Source organism: Pseudoalteromonas sp. JC3 (assembly GCF_030291895.1).
Taxonomy (GTDB): Bacteria; Pseudomonadota; Gammaproteobacteria; order Enterobacterales; family Alteromonadaceae; genus Pseudoalteromonas.
In genome coordinates, this window is sequence record NZ_CP127855.1 from 1,694,494 (window position 1) to 1,709,418 (window position 14,925).

Consider the following 14,925-nt stretch of genomic DNA (forward strand, 5'->3'; position numbering starts at 1 on the left):
ATTACCAAATACGCACGCGCTCCTCAGGTGCTAGGTATAGTTTGTCACCCGGTTTAACGTCAAACGCTTTATACCATGCATCATGGTTGCGAGGTGCAAGCGCTCTAAATTGACCCGGTGCGTGTGTACCTGCGCGTAGTTGGTTTAGCATGCTTTGCTCAGTACGCTTTTCTTTCCATACTTGTGCCCAGGCAAGGAAGAAACGTTGGTCGCCAGTCAAGCCATCAATCACAGGTGCTTCTTTGCCGTTTAGGCTCAGTTTATAAGCATGGTAAGCCATTGCAAGGCCACCTACGTCACCGATGTTTTCGCCAAGGCTGTTACGACCGTTTACGAAGTTACCCTCAATAGGCTCATATTTGTTGTATTGTGCCGCGAGCTTGTCTGCTTTTTCTTCGAAAGCAGCGCGGTCGGCATCGGTCCACCAGTTACGCTGAATACCATTGGCATCGGATTTTGAGCCTTGGTCGTCAAAGCCGTGGCCCATTTCGTGGCCTATCACCGCGCCAATACCGCCGTAGTTTACTGCAGGATCTGCATTTGGGTCGAAGAATGGCGGTTGTAAAATTGCCGCAGGGAAAACGATTTCATTAAACGAGCTGTTGTAGTAGGCGTTTACGCGTTGCGGTGTCATACCCCAGCGGTTACGATCGGTTTTTTCAAGCTCTTTGGCGATACTGTCATTGCGGAAAAACTCACGTAGGTTTTTCACATTCGTCATTAAGTTATCGCGGGTTAAGGTTAACCCATCAAATGATTGCCATTTATCAGGGTAGCCAATCTTAGGCGTAAATGCGGCAAGTTTTGCTTGAGCATTTACTTTTGTTTCTTCCCCCATCCAGTCTAAGCTTTCAATCCTTTCACCAAGCGCGGTGCGTAGGTTTTCAACCAATTCTGACATTTGTTTTTTAGAAGACTCTGGGAAGTAACGGGCAACGTAAACTTTACCAATTGCAAATCCAAGCGACGTAGTGCCAGACATTTCGCTGATTGCACGTTTCCAACGAGCACGTGGTTCTTGTTGACCACTTAAATGTTTGCCATAAAATTCAAAGTTAGTATTGAAGATATCTTCAGACAGCAGCGACGCATTGCCGCTAATTGCGTGATAAGTTAAGTAGTCTTTCCAAACGGCCAAGTCTTCAGAGTTGATAAGCGCAATCATTGCTTTAATCGGCTCTGGCTGAGACATATTTAGCTGAGGCACTTTGTAGCCTGTTTCAGCAAAATATAAATCCCAATTAAAGCCTGGGTACTGTGTTGCTAGTTCGTCACGTTTGACTTGATTTAACGTGAGGTCGCGATTTCTGCGTTTTTCACGTGGCCAGTGTCCCTCAGCAATTTTAGTTTCAAGTGCAAGAATGGCCTCTGCGCGCTCAGTCGGCTTGTCTTTACCCGCAAATTTAAGCATATCTGCAATATGCGTAACGTATGCTTCTCGAGTTTTAACAAAACGCTCAGCCTCTTCTAAATAGTAAGAGCGATCTGGTAGTCCAAGTCCGCCAGCACCCATCGACATCTCATATTTATTTGGGTCTAGACGGTTAAACCACATACCGCCGCCGAGCGGCGCATTTACGCCAGTTAACCAAGATTGCCCGAATGCTTTGGTTAGACCGTCAGTGTTGTTAATGGCGTCAATGTCAGCAAGTAGTGGCTGAATAGGTTTAATACCAAGCTTATTTAGGGTTTCAACATCCATATAAGCATTGTAAAAATCGGCAATTAGCTGCTCTTCGGCGTTTAGGTTTTTACCGTTAGCAATCTCTTCGATAATGGTTTTTACTTGCTCTTCACTGCGTTCAGCAAGTGCAGAGAATGCACCAAAACGCGTTTTGTCTGCTGGCATTTCGTAGTTTTTGTACCAAGTGCCGCTGGCGTACATAAAGAAATCATCGCCTGGTTTTACACTTTCATCGCGTGCACTGAGGTCAACACCAAAGTTGCCAAGTTCGGCCTTACCAGTGGCTACCGCTGCGTTTTCTGTTTTTTGGGTTTCACTTGTTGTGACTTGTGGCTCAGAGCAAGCCGTCAGCATAACGGCTGCAAGTGCACTTGCTATTATCGTTTTTTTCATTATGTAGTCTCTATTTGGTTCGAGAAGTGAGCCCGACAGTCGTCCTATTGTATTTACTATCGGGAATGGAACCATTGTCGAGCGAATACCTGTTTGCTGCAAGCATTTGAGTCGAATTGTTGAAAAATTCATGGTAAATGCGTTTTTAAACTTCACAATGCGTGAAGGGAATTGAAATTGCTTCAAGCTTTAAATCAATAGAAATATCCCTTATCATTTCGGCATTGTTATCGGTGCGTTTGCACTGCATGGGCCACAAGAAACGAATTTATGCAATTATCACCAAGTTTAACGGCGCTTATTGAAGCGCTGCGTTGTTTACCTGGCATTGGGCCTAAGTCTGCGCAACGTATTGCCTTTCATTTATTAGAGCGAGACAGAGAGGGCGGCAGCCAACTGGGGCAAAGCCTTACTCATGCGATGCAAGCCATCGGTCATTGCTCAAGCTGCCGAACATTTAGTGAGGTTGAGGTGTGTGATATTTGCCAAAGTATCAAGCGCCAAGACACAGGGCTGCTTTGTGTGGTTGAATCACCAACGGACGTATTGGCGATAGAGCAAACGGGCCAATTTAATGGCTTGTATTTTGTGCTGATGGGGCATTTATCGCCTCTGGATGGAATTGGCCCTAATGAAATCGGCCTTGATGTTCTTGAGCGTAAGCTAAGTGCTGGCAATATTAACGAAGTTATTTTAGCGACAAACCCAACGGTAGAAGGCGAGGCGACTGCACACTATATTTCTGAGTTATGTCATAAATATCAAGTTGAAGCGTCGCGTATTGCTCACGGTATGCCTGTTGGCGGTGAGCTTGACCTGGTAGACGGTATGACGTTAATGCATGCGTTTAGCGGGCGTAAGAAGCTCTAATCTTAACGCTTCTTGCTAAAAGCCCTGTTTTTGGAGCAATTGAATCTAAAAAATAGGGCGATTTGTTAAAAATTTTGTTCAGTCTCTTGAAAGTTTTTTCTCCTCCCCCATATACCTAGCATATTGATAAAGAACACTGCATTAATTGCTTATATTGGAGAGAACAATGTCCGCAGCTCAAAAAGAAACATTAGGCTTTCAAACAGAAGTCAAACAATTATTAAACCTAATGATCCACTCTTTGTACTCAAACAAAGAGATCTTTTTACGCGAATTAGTATCTAACGCTTCAGACGCGGCTGACAAACTACGTTATTTAGCTTTGCAAAATGGTGACCTTTACGAAGGTGACGCGGAGCTACGTGTTCGCTTAAGCGTAAACAAAGATGCAAAAACCATTACCATTTCTGACAATGGTATTGGTATGACGCGTGACGAAGTGATCAGCTCATTAGGTACCATCGCAAAATCTGGTACAGCTGATTTCTTTAAAAACCTAACTGGCGACCAAGCAAAAGATTCACAGCTGATTGGTCAGTTCGGTGTTGGTTTCTATTCTGCATTCATTGTTGCTGATAAAGTAACGGTTCGTACGCGTAAAGCGGGTGAGTCAGAGGCGGTTGAATGGGAATCGCAAGGTGAAGGCGACTTCACGATTGCTGAAATCGAAAAAGCAGAGCGTGGTACAGAGATCACACTACATCTTCGTGAAGAAGAGAGTGAGTTCCTTGAAACTTATCGCCTTCGCGGTATTGTGACTAAATACTCAGATCACATTTCAATTCCTGTTGAACTTTATAAAGACCCAGTTCCTGAATCTGAAGGCCCAGATGGCGAGAAAATTGAAGCGCAACCTGGCGAGTGGGAAGCGATCAACAAAGCCACAGCACTTTGGACTCGTGATAAATCAGAGATCAGCGAAGAAGAATATAAAGAGTTCTACAAGCATGTTGGTCATGATTGGGAAGAGCCACTCACTTGGGCACACAATAAAGTAGAAGGTAAAACTGAATACACCAGCCTACTTTATATCCCTAAAAAGGCACCTTTCGATTTATACAATCGTGAGCGTCAAGCTGGCCTTAAGCTTTATGTACAACGCGTGTTCATCATGGATGATGCCGAGCAGTTTATGCCAAGCTACCTGCGCTTTGTTAAAGGCTTACTAGATTCTAACGATTTACCGCTTAACGTATCTCGTGAGATCCTACAAGACAACAAGATCACTCAAGCTATTCGTAAAGGCTGTACATCTCGTGTACTTAAAATGCTTGAGCGTATGGGCAAAAACAAACCAGAAGATTACCAAGCATTCTGGAATGAATTTGGTAATGTGATCAAAGAAGGTCCTGCTGAAGATTTCGCAAACAAAGATGCTATTGCAAAACTATTGCGCTTTAGCTCTACACATACTGACGAGAAAACGCAAAATGTTTCTCTTGAGCAGTACATTGAGCGTATGAAAGAAGGCCAAGATAAGATTTACTATGTTGTGGCTGATAGCTTTGAAGCAGCAAAGAGTTCACCGCATCTTGAAATCTTCCGTAAGAAAGGCATTGAAGTTTTACTGTTGTCGGATCGTGTTGACGAGTGGATGATGAGCCACCTCACTGAATTCAACGAGAAGCCACTTCAGTCAATCACGCGTGGTGATCTTGACTTAGGTGATATGGATGACGAAGAGACGAAAAAAGCACACGAAGAAAGTGAGAAAGAAGTTGAAGGCCTAGTTGAGCGCGTGAAAACAGCACTTGGCGATAAAGTGAAAGAAGTACGCTTTACGCACCGCTTAACAGATTCTCCTGCGTGTGTGGTTGCAGACGATCACGACATGAGCTCTCAGATGCAAAAGCTAATGGAGCAGGTGGGTCAAGCCGTGCCTGAGTCTAAGCCGGTATTTGAACTTAACCCTGAGCACCAATTGGTTAAGCACTTGAATAACGAACAAGACGAAGATAAGTTTGGACAATGGGCAGAAGTACTACTAGACCAAGCAATGCTTGCAGAGCGTGGTAGCCTGAAAGATCCAGCGGGCTTTGTAAGCCGTCTTAATAAGCTAATGCTAGATCTACAAAAGTAAAATTAATGAAGTAAATTGGTATAACGAATTGAAAAAGCCGGTCGTTGTTAAGTGACCGGCTTTGTTGTATTTATTGATGAGAGTATATAGTGAGGCTATAGACTCTTCAGTGCGCCAACGACTTCTTCGTAGTTTGGCTCTTTTGCTAAATTTTCTACCAGCTGCTTGTAAACAACCTTGTGTTCCTTATCTAGCACAAAAATTGCACGACTGAGCAGGCCCATATCTTTAATCAACAAGCCATAATTTTCACCAAAAGAATGCCATACGGCGTCTGATAATGTTTTAACCTTGTCGATATTTTCTGCTTTGCAAAAGCGCTTTTGCGCAAACGGCAAGTCAGCACTAATCGTCAACATGGCAACATCAGGAAATTGGCTTGCTACTTTTTCATTGAAATGTTTAGTTTGTAGGCTGCAAGTGCCAGTATCTAGGCTTGGAACAACACTAATTAAAATTGCACGACTTTCAAAGTCTTTCAGGGTAACAGGGCTGAAGTCAGCATCGGCAACCTTAAAATCCGGTGCAGCCTGACCTTGCTTTACACCATTACCAAGCAATACCACCGCTTTACCTTGCGCTTTTACCTTGCCCATATCTACCGAGTTTTCAGGTAAATCATAAGCCAATGATATCGCACTAAACAGACCACTCGCTAAAACTAACGCTTTCAGCATAAAGTATTCCTTTTGAAGTTAACTTAATTGATTTGAGTGTATTATACTGACAGTAACTAACCAAGCTTAAGTGACATTTAGATTGTCAAGATGGCGTCGTTTTATTAACATATGTCGCAATTTTAAGCTTTAATCTCATAATTATAACTAAAACTTCCCGACATCGTGCCGATACGCATGGGAAACAGAAAGAGAGCTTGTATGTCAACACTAGTCCTAATTTGTGACGATTCAAAACTTGCCCGTCGGCAGCTGGCGCGTTCATTGCCAGACGACTGGGATATTAAAGTAGAATTTGCAGAGAATGGACTCGACTGTATTAAACAAATAAAAGCACTTTCTCCAGAGATTCTATTCCTTGATCTAAATATGCCGCAGATGGATGGCTATGAAGTGCTACAGGCCATTACCGAGCAAGATTTATCTGTGCTTACTGTCGTTGTTTCCGGCGACATCCAGCCTAATGCGCACCAACGAGTGATAGAACTTGGCGCTATTGATTTTATCCGTAAGCCCTGTGATGCAGCTAAGCTTGCTGAAATTATTGAGCATCATGGAATAAAAGACAAAGCAATCAGAGAAAGCTTGGTTCATAAACTTGGTGAGCAGCTAGACCCTGAGATCCGTGATATCTATCAAGAGCTTACCAACGTTGCTATGGGGCAGGCGGGGGATTTGTTGGCGCGATTGCTAAACGTATTCGTTGAATTACCTATTCCAAACGTTAATGTACTCGAAGTCAATGAGCTGCATATGGCACTGCAAGCAATTGATGCTAGCGCAACTACGTCGGGCGTTTGCCAAGGCTTTATTGGCGGTGGTGTTTCCGGAGAAGCGCTACTACTGCTCAATGATTCTAGTTTCAAAGAGATCGCATCTTTGATGAATTATCATGGCGATCTTAATACCAAAGTTGAGCTCGAGCTTTTAATGGATATTAGCAATATCTTGATTGGCGCAATTTTAACGGGACTATCTAAGCAGCTCGATATGTCTTTCAGTCAAGGCCACCCAGTGGTGCTTGGCCAACATTGTGATGTTGCTGAGCTTGTGAAAGCCAACAAAGCGAGATGGCAAAGAACGCTCGCTATAGAGATTAGCTATGGCATCGAGCATCACAACATTAACTGTGACCTTATGCTGCTATTCACAGAAGACTCGCTTAAAACATTAAAATACAAAGTAGCCTATTTATTGGATGATTAACTATGCCTGCAGCCGATTTTGATATGAATGAAATCCATTGGTTAATGGATATGTTTAACACCGTAGATGTTGGCTTGGTGGTACTCGATCGCGACTACAAGGTATGTATATGGAATGGTTTTATGGAAAATCATTCTGGTTTGTTACCGAGTGCGGTTAAAGATAAAGACATTTTTGATTTGTTCCCAAGTATTGATGAGCAATGGTTTAGATCAAAAGCTGAGCCTGTATTCGTGCTAAAAAATCGGTCGTTTACCATTTGGGAGCAGCAGCCGTATATTTTCCGATTCAAAAATTATCGACCTATCACAGGCAAAGCGGATTATATGTATCAGAATGCAACTTTCATCCCATTGACCACAGTGACGGGGGATGTAGGGCATATTTGTGTGATCATATACGATGTAACCGACGAAGCAATCAACAAGTTAGAGCTTGAGTCGTTGAATAAACAATTAGAAAAAATTAGCCGAACAGACAGTTTAACGCAGTTGCATAATCGCGGCTTTTGGGAAGAAAGCCTAAAGCAAGAGTTTAAACGCTTGAAACGTAATCAAGGCCAAAGTGCATTGCTTATGTTTGATATTGACCACTTTAAGCGTATCAATGACGAATACGGTCACAGTGGTGGAGATGAGGCAATCCGCCATATCTCTGACTTACTACGCAAAACACTACGCGAAACGGACACTGCAGGCCGCTACGGCGGTGAAGAGTTTGCAGTGACTTTGCTCGACACAGACGTAAAGGGTGCAATCACTTTCGCCGAAAGACTGCGCTCGTTAATAGAAAACTCATCTATTTACTACGATGAACAACAAATAAAGATTACGGTTAGCCTTGGTGTTGCCGTGTACGAAGAGTCTTTTGAAAAACATGAACAATGGATTGAAGCCGCGGACAGCGCTTTGTATGTTTCTAAAGAGGGCGGAAGAAATCGGGTAACTGTATACTCTGAAGACATGGCCAGCGAGTAAATTTATCTTTATATGGTGACTTTAGCGCGATGCGGTTCTATTCATATTGCCACTTTATAATTCTTACCCCACTAACTTTTTAGTATCGGTGTGGAATGAACAGCGGTCTGTTAGACAAATCAACAGTATCGTTCGGTTATTCCGCGAATTAAAGTGATAAAAGTGGCATCTTACTCACCGCTAAATACATCACGATAACGACTGAAACCGGTATGGTTAAGAGTGCAAGTTTAGTAAAAGGGCCGTGGTAGAGCGCTAACCAACGCCGTTGCTGAGCGCTTGCAATGCCCAAGTGGACTCTTTTAGATGCCTTTGCTGCTAACCAATTTCCCAAGAAAATATCCACAATCTCTAACGGGATAATCACGAGACCGACCACAAGTAGCTTTTGCTGGAGCCATGGAGATGTAAACCATCCAGCTAAAAAAGCCATAGAAAAGCCTGTTAATAAGAGGACAATAAATGCTACATGTTCCAGTGTGACCATGAGAAAGAACACATGATCCACCTTCGCGGTCACCGGTCCTATATTTTCATTTTCTATTGCTTTTAATACAAGCCAAGCACCAAGAGCTGGGCCGAGCCAAAAAATCAAGGCACCTATGTGCACTAATTTTAAGATTGCGTATTCCATCTAGGCCTCAAAACTTGATGTGCAAAGATAATCATCCAAAGTGTACTAAGAGTCATGCTTGATGCAGTAAATATCTCAGCAGCTTTAAGTTGACCAGCAGCGATAGATACAGACAGCAATAAGCCTAAAATCCAAGCGGTGATCCCCCACACTGATACCCATGTTTTAAATATACCTTGCTTAATGGCTAGACAGGTTAACGTAAGCCCTCCTAAATTATAAAGGCCATTACCTAAGTAACCGGTTAGATGGGTTGCAATATGCTCAAACAGTAAAAATACAGATTCTCCCATGGCTAAATGAACTACTTTTGGTAAAACAAAGGCATAAATTACTTCAGCAATTAGATCTGGGGCCACACCCAAGGCGACTAATAGCAGGCCAACATGCTTTCTAAAGTCTGCTTTGAGCTCACCTGCTAAAATAACACTAAATACTAAAAGACCTAGTGCAGAGAACATCCAAGCTATCCAAGACCACTGCCACAATACTAAGTTTTCAGCAATAAACTCCATACGCATTATTACCGTGTTATCAAGAGGCAAGCCAGGACGCATCGGTCCATGCATTAATAGGCATGCCGCAGTAATTATTGCAGCAATTAGATAAACAACAACAAATTTGGTTTTGTATTGATCCATTGGTTTTATGTCTGGATTAGAGTCCTTTGGTTCATCTTAAATCTATACCCAAAATTGGTAAAGCCTTAGTCTGAGTAGACACTATTTACTTGGTGAAAATTGAATAAACCTTGTCTTTAAACTATAGCGGTTAACCAGAGTTGTTATGTCTACGCTCATGCTCTTGATATCAAAAGACTTGTAAATCATGGCTTATCTAGCTTTAATGGAGGAGTGGGGAGTTGAGTTCTCAATTAGAGGTCTTTAGCCATTTATTTTAAGATGAGGCAGGTGAATAGTAGTTCCTTAAATGATTTTAACTCATTAGGAAGAATTCCATAGACTTCAGTCAATATGAAACACTTGCTTGAAATGCGTAATCACTTACAACAATAAAAGGGAATGAAAAATGAACGATAATGATGAATACTGGGGGATGCCGCTAAATACATACTGTATGTTATTACATTTGAGCCAACTGGCGAGCTTTGTTGCTCCGGGACTAGGGCTTGTATTACCGGTGGTTATGTGGGCAACCAATAAGGATAAAAACGAAACAATCGACCAACACGGAAAAGCCACTATTAACTGGTTAATTAGCTTAATCATCTATTCCATAATTTGCGGTATTTTAGTTTTTGTCGCGGTTGGTATTTTAGGGTTCGTTGTGTTAGCTATTCTTAATATTATATTTGCCATCATTGCCGCGATGAAAGCCAATAATGGGGAAGTATGGATTTATCCACTTAGCTTCAATTTTTTTAAGTAACCGGCACTTTGAATAGCGAAGCTCTGCAGTTGGAAGTGTTTACGTGCTGTCTAGAATTTAATAACACACCTCACTGTAGAGTAGTTGAAGCTAAAGTGTCTAAGCATTAGAAAGGAGTCACGGCAAATACAACCTGTTTGCCGTCTCCTAAGTCAAACTAACAGAGTTACGATTCACTTTCCTCTTCAGGGCATTGAGCTATCTGCTCGATATTGCCATTTTCATCTACTTGCTCAAGTCTCACTTTAAATCCCCATAAGCGATAGAGGTGCTTTATCACTTCTTGTTTAGAAGCGGCAAGTGGGATCCCGCCTTGCGGGACATACCTCAGCGTAAGTGAGCGATCTCCCCGTACATCGACGTCATAAACTTGAATATTAGGCTCATGGTTACTGAGGTTGTACTGCGCTGAAAGGGCACTGCGAAGTTGTTGATAACCCATTTCGTCGTGAATAGGGCCAACTTCCAAATGCGGAGATTTTTGTTTATCGACAATCGTAAAAAGCTTAAAGTCGCGCATGAGCTTTGGAGATAAAAATTGGCTGATAAAGCTCTCGTCTTTAAAATTTTGCATCGCAAAATGCAGTGTATCCAGCCAGTTGCTCCCCGCAAATTCCGGGAACCACTGTTTGTCTTCTTCCGTTGGGTTTTCGCATATACGGCGAATATCGACCATCATATTAAAGCCGAGCGCATAGGGGTTTATCCCAGAATAAAATTTACTATTGTATGGCGGTTGATACACAACATTGGTATGGCTTTGCAAAAACTCCAACATAAAGGAATCACTTAGTTTTCCCTCGTCATATAAATGGTTCAAAATAGTGTAATGCCAAAATGTAGCCCAGCCTTCATTCATGACTTGAGTTTGTCTTTGCGGGTAGAAGTACTGTGATACTTTACGCACAATACGAATAATCTCGCGTTGCCAAGACTCCAACAATGGGGCATTTTTCTCGATGAAATACAGTATATTTTCCTGGGGTTCTGATGGGAAACGGGCACGGTTGTCTGTTTCTTCATCTTCACCTTTAGGAATGGTTCGCCATAATTCATTAACTTGGGACTGCAAATAATCTTCCCGTTCTTTTTGCCGTTTTTGCTCTTCAAACATAGAGATCCGTTGCGGCCTTTTATACCGATCAACACCGTAATTCATTAATGCATGACAAGAGTCAATCAGGTTTTCTACCTCATCAATACCGTACTTTTCTTCACACTTGGCGACATAATTTTTAGCGAATACCAAGTAATCAATGATGGATGATGCGTCCGTCCAGGTTTTAAATAGATAGTTACCCTTGAAGAAAGAATTATGACCATAGCACGCATGCGCCATCACCAGTGCCTGCATAGGCATGGTATTTTCTTCCATTAAGTACGCAATACAAGGATTAGAGTTAATCACAATCTCGTAGGCAAGACCCATTTGACCTCGTTTGTAGGTTTGCTCAGTCTGGATAAATTTTTTACCGTACGACCAATGTGCATAACCAATTGGCATGCCCACACTTGAGTAGGCATCCATCATCTGCTCAGCTGTGATCACCTCAATTTGATTTGGGTAAGTATCAAGTCTGTAATGCTCGGCTACACGAGCAATTTCCTGATGATAAGTATCAAGTAAATCAAAGGTCCAATCTGGACCATCGTCAATTGGCTGATATGTCATCGCGCAACCCTCCAAAAATTATGCCGCACTTTGCTTATTTTTGTTCTTCTTGAACAATTCTCTAAAGATAGGGTAAATATCTTCTACACCTCGAATGTGCTGCATAGCAAAGTTGTCAAATGAGTTGGCTACTCCTTGATACTCCCGCCACAGACTTTGGTGTGCACGGGTCGTTATCTCTATATACGCATAGTAGCGGACAATTTTAAGTAGTTTGTTAGAGAGTATTTGGGTGCATTGTGGAGAATCATCTGCCCAGTTATCACCGTCAGAGGCTTGTGCTGCGTAAATATTCCAATCGCCTTGGGCATAACGCTCTTGAATGATTTCATCCATTAATTTCAGTGCACTAGAGACAATTGTGCCACCTGTCTCTTGCGAGTAGAAAAACTCTTGCTCGTCTACTTCTTTTGCTTGGGTATGGTGGCGGATATAGACTACCTCAATATCTTTATAAGTGCGGGTTAAGAACTGATAGAGCAAAATATAAAAACGTTTTGCCATGTCTTTGGTGGCTTGATCCATTGAGCCAGACACATCCATCAAGCAAAACATGACCGCTTTGCTGGTGGGGTGCGGACGCCTTTCGTAATTACGAAAGCGTAGGTCGTAATTGTCGATGAAAGGCACCGCGGCTATTTGCTCTTTTAGCACTTGGATCCGCAGTTCTATATCATTGATTTTTTGTTGAGGAGGAACCGGTTCAGCAAGCATACTCGCCAGTTCTTCCTCCAACTCCCTTAACTCTCGGCGTTTACTCGAGGTCATCGCAATGCGGCGTGCCATTGAGCCTTTTAAACTACGTACAATATCTAGGTTACTAGGCATACCATCATTACAAAAGCCAGCTCGATGCGTTTTCAATTGCATTAATTTATCTAACTGGCTTTGTTGTAAGTTGGGTAACTCCAAGTCTTCAAACAATAGGTCTAAGTATTCGTCTTTTGAAATAGAAAATACAAAGTCGTCTTGTCCTTCGCCTTGGTTACTTGCCTCGCCATCACCTGACCCACCACCTTGCCCAGAAGGAGGGCGTTGGATCCGATCGCCCGTTGAAAATTGATCGTTACCTGGGTGAATGAGCTCTCTGTCACCCCCTTTTCCCTGATGGAAAGTGGGCTCGCTGATATCTCGTTGTGGGATAGAAATGCTTTCGCCACTGGAGATATCAGTCACACTACGTTTGTTGATGGCCTCTGAAACCGCTTTCTTTATCTGCTTCTTGTAGCGGCGGATAAAACGTTGGCGGTTCAGAGTGCTCTTATTTTTACCGTTAAGACGGCGGTCAATAAAATGCGCCATATAACACCCTCTTCATACTAACAAGTTACTGTGACTTTCTAACTCTTAAATACCATTCTGAAAGTAGGCGAACTTGTTTTTGGGTATAGCCTTTATCAACCATACGATTGACAAAGTCCTCGTGCTTCTTCTGATCTTCGGCAGAGGTTTTTGCATTAAACGAAATCACAGGGAGTAAGTCTTCGGTATTAGAGAACATTTTCTTCTCGATAACCGTTCTTAGTTTTTCATAGCTGGTCCATACTGGATTGTCACCATTGTGATGGGCTCTTGCTCTTAAAACAAAGTTGACTATCTCGTTACGGAAATCTTTGGGATTGGAAATACCGGCTGGCTTTTCAATCTTTTCCAGCTCGCCGTTAAGTGCGGCTCTATCAAACAGTTGGCCAGTATCTGGGTCACGATATTCTTGATCTTGGATCCAAAAATCTGCATAGGTAACATAGCGGTCAAAAATGTTTTGGCCGTACTCAGAGTACGACTCAAGGTAAGCTGTTTGTAGCTCTTTACCAATAAATTCGACATATTGCGGAATTAGATACCCTTTAAGGTGGCTTAGGTAGCGCTCTTGTACTTCTGCGTTAAATTGTTCGCGCTCAATTTGTTGCTCAAGTACATAAAATAAATGAACTGGGTTTGCTGCGACTTCACTGTGGTCAAAGTTAAACACACGAGAGAGGATCTTAAAGGCAAAGCGAGTTGAGAGGCCGCTCATGCCTTCGTCCACACCAGCGTAGTCTCTGTATTCTTGATAGGACTTAGCTTTTGGATCTGTGTCTTTTAAGCTTTCACCATCGTACACCCGCATTTTTGAATAGATACTGGAGTTCTCTGGCTCTTTAATCCGAGACAGTGCTGAAAACTTCGCTAAAGTTTCTAAAGTGCCAGGCGCACAGGGGGCTTCCCTGAGCTCACTATTTTCAATAAGCTTCTCGTAAATTTTGACCTCTTCAGACACGCGTAAACAATAAGGCACTTTAACGATGTAAACACGGTCTAAAAATGCCTCGTTGTTTTTATTGTTCTTAAAGGTTTGCCATTCAGATTCGTTAGAGTGAGCAAGTATTAGGCCGCTAAATGGTAGGGCGGAAATACCCTCCGTACCATTGTAGTTGCCTTCTTGGGTTGCAGTTAGTAGCGGGTGTAGCACCTTAATGGGTGCTTTAAACATCTCGACAAATTCCATCAAACCTTGGTTCGCAAGGCATAGCGCTCCAGAATACGCATAGGCATCGGGGTCATTTTGAGCGAAATGCTCCAGTTTACGGATATCTACTTTGCCCACCAGTGCTGAGATATCTTGGTTGTTCTCATCCCCAGGCTCTGTTTTCGCGATAGCAATTTGATCAAGAATGGAAGGGTAACGTTTTACGACCTTAAATTGGGTAATATCTCCATTGTACTCATGTAAGCGTTTGGTCGCCCATGGAGACATTATCGTTTTAATATAGCGCCCAGGAATGCCGTACTCTTTTTCAAGTAGGTCAGCATCTTCTTGTGGGCTAAACAAGCAAAGCGGGTGGTCATTAACGGGTGAGCCTTTTAAAGAATAAACCGGCACCTTTTGCATCAAATACTTGAGCTTTTCTGCGATAGACGATTTACCACCACCTACCGGGCCGAGTAAATAGAGTACTTGTTTGCACTCTTCAAGCCCCTGTGCGGCATGTTTGAGATACGATACGATTTGTTCGATGGCATCCTCCATACCGTAAAACTCATTGAAGGCAGGGTATCGAGCTATTACTCTATTCGAAAACAGCCTGCTAAGTCTGGCATCTTTCGACGTATCGATCATTTCTGGTTCGCCTATTGCCATCAGAAGTCGCTCAGGTGCGCTGGCATAGGCTGATTTGTCATTTTTACAAATTTCAAGAAATTCCGCGATGGTGTACTCTTCTTCTTGCGCGGCTTCATATCTGGCCTGATAATGTTCAAATATTGTCATAACGACCTCCAATAAGCTACTTGGTGTGGTTTGCGGATCACAGATTTGGAAAGGTTACTTAAAGCTTAGTCGCGATATGAAGAATACCCAAAA

The 14,925-nt window shown here is 42.6% G+C and carries 12 protein-coding genes; 5 read left to right on the forward strand and 7 right to left on the reverse strand.

The features are described from left to right. Position 1: 1 nt before the first annotated feature. A complete protein-coding gene (locus QSH61_RS06985; RefSeq protein WP_206471599.1) occupies positions 2 to 2,077 on the reverse strand; it encodes a M13 family metallopeptidase in 2,076 nt (691 codons plus the stop codon). 270 nt (positions 2,078 to 2,347) lie between these two features. On the opposite strand from QSH61_RS06985, the gene recR reads away from it, so the two are divergent. After that, the gene (recR, locus tag QSH61_RS06990) at positions 2,348 to 2,947 is read left to right on the forward strand and encodes a recombination mediator RecR (protein WP_010606421.1); all 600 of its coding nucleotides are present in this window, start codon (positions 2,348 to 2,350) and stop codon (positions 2,945 to 2,947) included. 166 nt (positions 2,948 to 3,113) lie between these two features. Next, entirely contained in the window at positions 3,114 to 5,027 is a 1,914-nt protein-coding gene (htpG, locus tag QSH61_RS06995; protein WP_010606422.1) for a molecular chaperone HtpG, read from the forward strand. Positions 5,028 to 5,122: 95 nt separating this feature from the next. Here htpG and tpx read toward each other — a convergent pair whose 3' ends face one another. Continuing rightward, complete coding sequence (gene tpx, locus QSH61_RS07000) at positions 5,123 to 5,704, reverse strand: thiol peroxidase (RefSeq protein WP_010606423.1); 582 nt, start codon at positions 5,702 to 5,704, stop codon at positions 5,123 to 5,125. A 201-nt stretch (positions 5,705 to 5,905) separates the two neighbouring features. Here tpx and QSH61_RS07005 point away from each other — a divergent pair, with 201 nt between their 5' ends. Together QSH61_RS07005 and QSH61_RS07010 are read left to right on the forward strand one after the other, a co-directional pair. Continuing rightward, a complete protein-coding gene (locus tag QSH61_RS07005; protein WP_010606424.1) occupies positions 5,906 to 6,910 on the forward strand; it encodes a response regulator in 1,005 nt (334 codons plus the stop codon). Positions 6,911 to 6,912: 2 nt separating this feature from the next. After that, positions 6,913 to 7,887 (forward strand): sensor domain-containing diguanylate cyclase, encoded by a 975-nt coding sequence (locus tag QSH61_RS07010; protein WP_010375394.1) that lies wholly within the window; start codon positions 6,913 to 6,915, stop codon positions 7,885 to 7,887. Positions 7,888 to 8,035: 148 nt separating this feature from the next. Here QSH61_RS07010 and QSH61_RS07015 read toward each other — a convergent pair whose 3' ends face one another. Further along, on the reverse strand, positions 8,036 to 8,521 hold the full coding sequence (locus QSH61_RS07015; protein ID WP_174168583.1) for a DUF2269 family protein: 486 nt from the start codon (positions 8,519 to 8,521) through the stop codon (positions 8,036 to 8,038). Beyond that, complete coding sequence (locus tag QSH61_RS07020; protein ID WP_206471600.1) at positions 8,503 to 9,162, reverse strand: hypothetical protein; 660 nt, start codon at positions 9,160 to 9,162, stop codon at positions 8,503 to 8,505. The genes QSH61_RS07015 and QSH61_RS07020 overlap by 19 nt, the downstream gene beginning before the upstream one ends. Positions 9,163 to 9,550: 388 nt before the next feature. Here QSH61_RS07020 and QSH61_RS07025 point away from each other — a divergent pair, with 388 nt between their 5' ends. After that, positions 9,551 to 9,910, forward strand: coding sequence for a DUF4870 domain-containing protein (locus QSH61_RS07025; protein ID WP_206471601.1), 360 nt, complete (start codon positions 9,551 to 9,553; stop codon positions 9,908 to 9,910). Between the two features lie 166 nt (positions 9,911 to 10,076). On the opposite strand, the gene QSH61_RS07030 is transcribed toward QSH61_RS07025, so the two are convergent. Genes QSH61_RS07030 through QSH61_RS07040 form a run of 3 tightly spaced genes read right to left on the reverse strand, consistent with a single transcriptional unit; the run spans position 10,077 to position 14,832 of the window. Further along, positions 10,077 to 11,582 (reverse strand): SpoVR family protein, encoded by a 1,506-nt coding sequence (locus QSH61_RS07030; RefSeq protein WP_206471602.1) that lies wholly within the window; start codon positions 11,580 to 11,582, stop codon positions 10,077 to 10,079. An 18-nt stretch (positions 11,583 to 11,600) separates the two neighbouring features. Continuing rightward, positions 11,601 to 12,884: a YeaH/YhbH family protein gene (locus QSH61_RS07035; protein WP_174168584.1), complete on the reverse strand. Its 1,284-nt coding sequence runs from the start codon at positions 12,882 to 12,884 to the stop codon at positions 11,601 to 11,603. Positions 12,885 to 12,909: 25 nt separating this feature from the next. Beyond that, entirely contained in the window at positions 12,910 to 14,832 is a 1,923-nt protein-coding gene (locus QSH61_RS07040) for a PrkA family serine protein kinase (protein WP_010606431.1), read from the reverse strand. Positions 14,833 to 14,925: the final 93 nt, after the last annotated feature.

Excerpts from the sequence above, each read along its gene's own strand:
- QSH61_RS06985 (WP_206471599.1), bottom strand. The coding sequence starts at position 2,077 with ATGAAAAAAACGATAATAGCAAGTGCACTTGCAGCCGTTATGCTGACG.
- recR (WP_010606421.1), top strand. The coding sequence starts at position 2,348 with ATGCAATTATCACCAAGTTTAACGGCGCTTATTGAAGCGCTGCGTTGT.
- htpG (WP_010606422.1), top strand. The coding sequence starts at position 3,114 with ATGTCCGCAGCTCAAAAAGAAACATTAGGCTTTCAAACAGAAGTCAAA.
- tpx (WP_010606423.1), bottom strand. The coding sequence starts at position 5,704 with ATGCTGAAAGCGTTAGTTTTAGCGAGTGGTCTGTTTAGTGCGATATCA.
- QSH61_RS07005 (WP_010606424.1), top strand. The coding sequence starts at position 5,906 with ATGTCAACACTAGTCCTAATTTGTGACGATTCAAAACTTGCCCGTCGG.
- QSH61_RS07010 (WP_010375394.1), top strand. The coding sequence starts at position 6,913 with ATGCCTGCAGCCGATTTTGATATGAATGAAATCCATTGGTTAATGGAT.
- QSH61_RS07015 (WP_174168583.1), bottom strand. The coding sequence starts at position 8,521 with ATGGAATACGCAATCTTAAAATTAGTGCACATAGGTGCCTTGATTTTT.
- QSH61_RS07020 (WP_206471600.1), bottom strand. The coding sequence starts at position 9,162 with ATGGATCAATACAAAACCAAATTTGTTGTTGTTTATCTAATTGCTGCA.
- QSH61_RS07025 (WP_206471601.1), top strand. The coding sequence starts at position 9,551 with ATGAACGATAATGATGAATACTGGGGGATGCCGCTAAATACATACTGT.
- QSH61_RS07030 (WP_206471602.1), bottom strand. The coding sequence starts at position 11,582 with ATGACATATCAGCCAATTGACGATGGTCCAGATTGGACCTTTGATTTA.
- QSH61_RS07035 (WP_174168584.1), bottom strand. The coding sequence starts at position 12,884 with ATGGCGCATTTTATTGACCGCCGTCTTAACGGTAAAAATAAGAGCACT.
- QSH61_RS07040 (WP_010606431.1), bottom strand. The coding sequence starts at position 14,832 with ATGACAATATTTGAACATTATCAGGCCAGATATGAAGCCGCGCAAGAA.